The organism is Sphaerochaeta sp. UBA5836 (genome assembly GCF_002432845.1).
Taxonomy (GTDB): Bacteria; Spirochaetota; Spirochaetia; order Sphaerochaetales; family Sphaerochaetaceae; genus Sphaerochaeta.
In genome coordinates this window covers 71,579-78,112 of record NZ_DJGW01000106.1, presented here as the reverse complement: position 1 = coordinate 78,112, position 6,534 = coordinate 71,579, and the positions used below count along the sequence as shown (strand labels likewise).

Here is a 6,534-nt window from a genome sequence, read left to right as displayed (position 1 = left end):
CTGGATGTGGCTGGTCACCTTCTGGATGTTGTCCATGACCTCCTCGGGCCGGGTGAATACACTATCGTTGAGCTTCTGATGGGTATACTTGTATTGCTTTCCCTCGTGTATGAATGTGGAGATGAAGGTGCTGTTGATGTGCCCTTCCTTGTTTGCCTTTACTTTCTGCAGTTCGCCTTCAATGGCGAACAGGCCTATGATGTCTGCGATGTCCTGCATGGGTGCTCTGCCTCCAACAATTTTCCTTGACAGAATAGCATACCTGGTCTAATCTAGCAATGTACACAGGTGTGTATATCGGTGGAATCAGACATGGAACAGAAAAAAATCCTTCGAACCATTACGCGCAAGGACATTGCAATCGAGGCCGGAGTTACGGAGACAATCGTCTCCTATGTCATCAACGGCAATCGATATGTCAAGGAAGAGAAGCGCAAGAAGGTGGAGGAGGCGATCGCCCGGCTCAACTATCGCCCCAATTCCATGGCCCGTGCCCTCAAGGGGAAAAAATCGAACCATATACTCTTTGTTGCTGATGATATAAAGGGTGAGTACTTCGGCAAGCTTATCAGTGAAATAGACAGTCTCGCCTACAAAGAGGACTACTTCATCACCTTGTGTGCCGATCATCAGGATGAGGATTTCGTCAATCGCATCTATTCCAAGTTCTTTGACGGCATCGTCATCGGTTCTGCATCATTTCCCCTGCACAATATTCAGCGTCTCATCGATGCCGATATTCCCATCGTACTCTTGGAGATTCGAGATTACAGCTCCATAACCGGTGTGTACGGCCTGATCAACACGGGCCTGTATGAGGGGGCCCGTCGTGTTGTACGGACATTGTATGAGAGAGGCAGGCGCAGGTTGTTGTTTCTTGACCGTGTCAGCACTTCCGGCAATTGGTCAAGCATGGATGACTGGCGCTTGAAGGGCTTCACCGACCAATGCAATGTCTATCAACTGGAACCTGTGGTTCTCAGCGGCTGTAGCACCGAGGATGAGTTGAGTGCCAAAATCATTGATCTGCTTGCCTCGGGCTTTCGGCCTGACGGAATCTTCGGGCGGAATGACCCGATTGCCTTGGTGGGAATGCAGGCATGCCAGAGGATGGGGTTCAACGTTCCACAGGACATCTCCGTCATCGGCTTTGACAATACCCGGCTCTGTCGATTTTCTTCTCCGACGCTTACTTCGGTGGAGATTGACCAGCAGGAAATTGCCCGGTGTGTGATGCAAATGATGATGAGTCTCATCGACAACCGCTCTTCTTTTGAAAAACGGTTGGAGGTCTATTTGGATACGAAAGTGGTTATGCGCGAGAGCGTATAAATGGCTGAAAAAAGGAGTTTGGGAAGATGAAAAAAATTGTAGTGGTTCTGTTGGTGCTTGCTATGGTGTCTGCATCGGTATTCGCTGCAGGAAAGACCGAGGCCGCCCCGTCCGGTCCGGTGACCCTCAAGGTGGCAAACTATGCTTTGCTGGAAAGTGGGTATGAACCGTTTTGGAAGCAGGTGAAAGTGGATTTTGAGGCTGCAAATCCCGATATCACCATAGAATGGGTGACCGCCCCCTATGGGGAGATTGTCAACCAGGTGGTGAATATGGCCGGCGGCGGCAACAAGGTTGATGTCATCTTCGGTGAGATTGACTGGGTTCCAGGTCTTGTCGATGCCGGCTTGGCCGCCCCCGTGAGGGACATTCTCTCCCCGGCATTCGTCGATGACTTCTATCCTGATGTATTGAAGTCCTTCGAGGTGGAAGGCAAGCCGTACGGTATTCCGCTCTATGTCTCCCCGTATGTGCTGTATTACAACAAGAACCTGTTCACCCAGGCTGGTCTTGACCCGAACAAGCCGCCCAAGACGTATGATGAGATGCTCGCCTATGCCCAGAAGCTCTCCCAACTGAAGGATGCCAAGGGAAACAAGGTCTATGCATTCGGCCAGACGACAGCTTCGGTGCCGGTATCGGGGGCTTCCCTTACGGCCATGATCTTCAATTTCGGTGGTCGGGTGCTTGATGCACAGGGAGCCCTTGCTGTGGACAACCAAGGCTTCAAGGATGCCTTTGCCATGGTGCAGAAGCTCGACCAGCTGGGTTACAATCCACAGAATGCAAAACTGAAGGATCTCAGAAATCTCTTCGCCCTCGGCCAGCTTGCCATGTATTACGATCAGAGCTGGGGTTTCAACGGGGTGAAGTCGATTAATCCTGATGCGATCAACTTCACTGCCTCTGCCGAGCCTTTGAAGGGTGGAAGCGGATCAGGTGCCAGTCTGCTGCAGGCCCACTGCTTCATCCTTGTTGACAACGGTGATGCCAGAAAAGCTGCTCTTTCGAAATTTGTCGAGTTTGTGATCAGTGAACAGACCCTCAGCTCCTACCTGCGCGATCTCACCCCTGCATACCCTGCCAAGAAGTCGATGGCGAATATGGAGAGCGTGGTGAACAACGGTATTCTCAAGGGTGCTTCCGCTGCCGCCGGCAGGGTGCAGGTGCAGTCCTTCATCCCTAGGATCAGCGACCTCAACCTTGAGTTGTGCTCCCTCGCCCAAGCGGTAACGGTAGGAAAGCAGGATGTAGCTTCGGCTATAGAAAAGTTCAAAAACACGGCAAGTGTAAAGATTTCCCAATAAGAAACATGGTTCAAGGGAGTCGGAAAACCGACTCCCTTGATAGGAGTGGTATGAAAAGCAGAACCTTGAAACGAACGAGATCTGATCTTCTTTTCTCGTTCATCCTCGATGCCCCGGCCCTGCTGATGACGGTGTTGTTCATTATTGTTCCCATTGTGGATTCCGTGATCAAAAGTTTCCAGGACTATGGGGTGCGCAACATCATCAGCGGGAAACCCGGCGTTTGGAATAACTTTGCAAACTATCTGTACCTTGCGAAGACTGATGCCTTTTCCATGGCGAGCATCCATACCTTCAGCTTTGTGCTGGGGGTGGTGGTGCTGCAGTTTCTGCTTTCGCTCCTGCTGTCCCTGATTCTGAATACAGAAATCAAGGGTGCCCGATTGCTCAGGAGCATCATGATGACTCCCTGGGTGGTGCCCACCGTCATCTCAGCCCTCATCTGGATGTGGCTTTTTCAACCTCAGTATGGGTTTGTCAAATACTTGGTGAATCTTGTCTCCCTTGGCAAGGTGCAGGACTTTGCCATGCTCAATAATCCTCGGACCGCTCTTGCCGGGGTGGGGATTGCAGCACTATGGAAGCAGATTCCGCTCATGTCCCTGCTTTTGTTGGCAGGTCTTCAGAATGTGCCGCAGGAGATTAACGAAGCGGCCATGATCGATGGGGCGGGCAAGTTCAGGCGCTTCCTTTCAGTTACGTTGCCCTATCTCAGCCCGGTGATCAAGGTGAGCATCTCCATGGCGATCATCGAGAACTTCAAGCAGTTCCCGCTCTTTTGGACCATGACCGGAGGAGGTCCGAACAACGCCACCACCACCCTCGCGGTGCTCAGCTACCGAGAGGCGTTTGTATCGATGAATCTTGGGTCAGGGGCAGCCGTGACGACTTTGTGGATGCTCATGATGATCTTGGTGGTTTTCTTCTACAACCGGGTGTTCCGGGTGCAGGATTTGGGGTGAGCCATGAGTAAAACAAGAATCTTGAAGCACGATGGCCCCTGGTATACTGCAGGCAAGTACCTGATTCTCATCGTGATTTTGCTCTTTTTGCTCTTTCCAATCTACTGGGTGTTGGTTACCTCCTTCAAGACGAACATGGAAGCCTATCAGTATCCACCGACGTTTTTTCCGCACAGTCCCGTGCTTGATAGTTTCATCAAGCTTTTCACCCAGCACAACCAGTTCTTTGTCTACTATCAGAACAACCTGATCGTCTCGGCATCTGTGGCTCTTCTGGGTTGCATCCTGGCCATCTTTGCAGGCTACTCGCTTGCACGGTTCAAGAATCGGTGGAACCAGGCATTCTTCGCCCTCCTGTTGGCAAGCCAGATGTTTCCGGTCATCAGCCGAATGATCAGCTTGTACGCAATTATGGGCAAGCTGGGAATCATCAATACCCTTGGGGGGTTGATATTCGCCCTCCTTGCAGCCCAAGTTCCGTTCTGCATCATCCTCATGGCTAGTTTCTTTGCCAACATCCCCACCGAGATTGAGGAAGCCGCGTTCGTCGATGGGGCGGGGAGGTGGAGAATTCTCTTTACCATCGTCACCCCTCTGGTGAAGTCGGGGCTGCTTGCCGTCGGTATTTATGCCTTCTTGATGACATGGGATGATTACCTGCATGCAGCAACCCTCATTCAGGACGATAGCCTGCGTACCCTTTCAGTGGGGATTGCCCTAAGGTATTTGGGAGAACTCTCCTATGATTGGTCGCTGGTCAACGCGATTTCCATCATCGGGACCATTCCGGTAGTGTTGCTGTTCTTTTTCTTCCAAAAATATATGATCAAAGGCCTCGTCGCCGGTGCGGTGAAGGGCTGAGCTGGAGTATTCAATGCCAAGACAAGTCGTGTTCATTATGACCGATACCACCCGCAAGGACATGCTGGGCTGCTATGGCGACAGCCGTATGCAGACTCCCAACCTCGACAAGCTTGCCAGAGAGGGTTTGCGTTACGAGCAGGCTTACTGCTGTCAGCCGGTATGTGGTCCCGCACGCTCTGCTTTGTTTACCGGGACCTTCCCCCACTCCAACGGGGTGGTTTCCAACAATCTTCCTTTGGGGGCCAATGTGAAGACATTGGGCCAGAGGCTCTCGGACAACGGCATCCAGGCCGCTTATACAGGGAAGTGGCACCTTGACGGCGGGGACTACTTCGGACTGGGGCGGTGTCCGGATGGTTGGGATCGTGCATATTGGTACGACATGCACAACTACCTGGAAGAGCTCTCGTCGGAAGAAAGGCTTCGTTCCCGCAAGTCTGAGACAGCCTTCGATGAGGATTGGGGTGCTGAAATGACCTATGCCCACCGGGTTTCGAACAAGGCAATCGGGTATGTGAAGGAGCATGAGGGAGAGGATTTCTTCCTTGTCGTCTCCTACGACGAACCGCATGGCCCATTCATCTGTCCCCCTCCGTTCAATACCATGTATGATGGGTTCTGTTTTGAGGATAATCCTACGTTCCATGACAGCCTTCAGTCCAAGCCGATGCTCCAGCGACTCTGGGCGGGTGATGACCTTCATAAGCGTCCCGAGGAGCTGCATGCCCCCTCAAAGCTGCTGTCGCTCTACTTGGGGTGCAACAGCTTCGTCGATTATGAAATCGGCAGGGTGTTGGACCAGGTGTACCGTCTTGCCCCGGATGCCCTGGTCATCTTTACCTCCGACCATGGCGATATGCTGGGTTCTCATCGCCTTCAGGCCAAGAATGCGGCTTTCTACAAGGAAATTACCAATATTCCGTTCATTGTGAAACCGGCCAAAAGTCATGAGGGCAACCGCAATGTAGTGGTTTCCCATCCGGCCAGCCACATCGATGTGACTCCCACGGTATTGGATTACTTTGGCATTCCGCTTCCCAAGCTGCTAGAGGGCAGGAGCATGCTCGCCCAGTTTGAGGACCCAAAAACACAGATTAATGAGCATGTCTACTGTGAATTCACCCGGTACGAGGTCGATCACGATGGATTCGGAGGCTTGCAGATGATGCGATCGGTCACCGACGGCCGCTTCAAGTTGACGATCAACTTGATGGATCGTGATGAGCTGTATGACTTGCAGGTCGATCCGCATGAGGTGGTGAACCTTATCGACGACCCGGGCTGTAAAGAGATCCGGAACAAGCTTCATGACTTGCTGATTGAGCATATGGACCAGACACGTGACGTTTACCGCGGCTATCAGTGGGTGGCAAGGCCTTGGCGGGACGACCGCGGACCTAGTTGGCAGAACAGCGGTATGACCCGCCAACGGGAGAACGAGGAGTACGAGAGCCGGCAGTGGGACTATGATACCGGCCTACCTATGGAGAACGCGGTACGGGGCAAGAGGCTCTACGATGTGAAGAAATAGATTTAATGGACCGGCTGATGAGGCCGGTCTTTTGCTGTACGCCTGTATCTTTCTACCCACTATCAATAATGGACGGTCGATTTGAACCCTTATACAAGAGCAGGAAAACCTGTGATACGTAGAGTAAAGCACCTAGTCTCCTCATTGTCAGCTTCCTTGTTACTCCCTCCACTATCGATATACAGTTTTTGGGTTTTGATTAGTGGAAAGGAAGCACGACGGCTTTCCTGTCGCAAAGGAATCTGATATGAAACGAATCAACCTGGTACGCACGATTTCTTTCGTGCTCCTTCTCTCAACCTTGTTTTTCAGTTGTGCAACGCCGATCGACCAGCAAGTCGTTCCGCCTATTCCAGCGGAGCCTGTCGAGGTTGACGCCCAGAGCGAGGTGTTTGTAGTTGAAGGGCCAAAGCTTTCAGAGGCCGCCATTGAGATGCCTCCCCGATATATGAAATACCCTCCTGTCATTCGATATGGTGATTTTGTCGGACTGGTCAATGAGACCGGGTACTCGATCAAGAGTTTTGATCTCTTCAAT

6 protein-coding genes and 1 pseudogene are annotated in these 6,534 nt (G+C 51.9%); 6 read left to right on the top strand and 1 reads right to left on the bottom strand.

Annotated features, from left to right (window positions below; all coding sequences use genetic code 11):
• A pseudogene (locus B3F49_RS10385) lies at positions 1 to 219 on the bottom strand (aminoglycoside phosphotransferase family protein); the annotation flags it as partial.
• Between the two features lie 93 nt (positions 220 to 312).
• Between B3F49_RS10385 and B3F49_RS10380 the strand changes: the two are divergent.
• From B3F49_RS10380 to B3F49_RS10355, 6 genes are all read left to right on the top strand, one after another.
• The gene (locus tag B3F49_RS10380) at positions 313 to 1,332 is read left to right on the top strand and encodes a LacI family DNA-binding transcriptional regulator (protein WP_293893410.1); all 1,020 of its coding nucleotides are present in this window, start codon (positions 313 to 315) and stop codon (positions 1,330 to 1,332) included.
• Between the two features lie 26 nt (positions 1,333 to 1,358).
• Complete coding sequence (locus B3F49_RS10375; RefSeq protein WP_293893413.1) at positions 1,359 to 2,639, top strand: ABC transporter substrate-binding protein; 1,281 nt, start codon at positions 1,359 to 1,361, stop codon at positions 2,637 to 2,639.
• A 50-nt stretch (positions 2,640 to 2,689) separates the two neighbouring features.
• The gene (locus B3F49_RS10370; RefSeq protein ID WP_293910867.1) at positions 2,690 to 3,601 is read left to right on the top strand and encodes a carbohydrate ABC transporter permease; all 912 of its coding nucleotides are present in this window, start codon (positions 2,690 to 2,692) and stop codon (positions 3,599 to 3,601) included.
• Positions 3,602 to 3,604: 3 nt separating this feature from the next.
• The gene (locus B3F49_RS10365) at positions 3,605 to 4,462 is read left to right on the top strand and encodes a carbohydrate ABC transporter permease (protein WP_293910865.1); all 858 of its coding nucleotides are present in this window, start codon (positions 3,605 to 3,607) and stop codon (positions 4,460 to 4,462) included.
• Between the two features lie 13 nt (positions 4,463 to 4,475).
• Positions 4,476 to 5,996 carry a sulfatase-like hydrolase/transferase gene (locus tag B3F49_RS10360; RefSeq protein ID WP_293910863.1) on the top strand — a complete coding sequence of 507 codons (1,521 nt, stop codon included), beginning with the start codon at positions 4,476 to 4,478 and terminating at the stop codon, positions 5,994 to 5,996.
• Between the two features lie 247 nt (positions 5,997 to 6,243).
• Positions 6,244 to 6,534, top strand: a 291-nt coding sequence (locus tag B3F49_RS10355) for a hypothetical protein (protein WP_293910861.1), incomplete at its 3' end; no start/stop codon positions are given.

Excerpts from the sequence above, each read along its gene's own strand:
- B3F49_RS10380 (WP_293893410.1), top strand. The coding sequence starts at position 313 with ATGGAACAGAAAAAAATCCTTCGAACCATTACGCGCAAGGACATTGCA.
- B3F49_RS10375 (WP_293893413.1), top strand. The coding sequence starts at position 1,359 with ATGAAAAAAATTGTAGTGGTTCTGTTGGTGCTTGCTATGGTGTCTGCA.
- B3F49_RS10370 (WP_293910867.1), top strand. The coding sequence starts at position 2,690 with ATGAAAAGCAGAACCTTGAAACGAACGAGATCTGATCTTCTTTTCTCG.
- B3F49_RS10365 (WP_293910865.1), top strand. The coding sequence starts at position 3,605 with ATGAGTAAAACAAGAATCTTGAAGCACGATGGCCCCTGGTATACTGCA.
- B3F49_RS10360 (WP_293910863.1), top strand. The coding sequence starts at position 4,476 with ATGCCAAGACAAGTCGTGTTCATTATGACCGATACCACCCGCAAGGAC.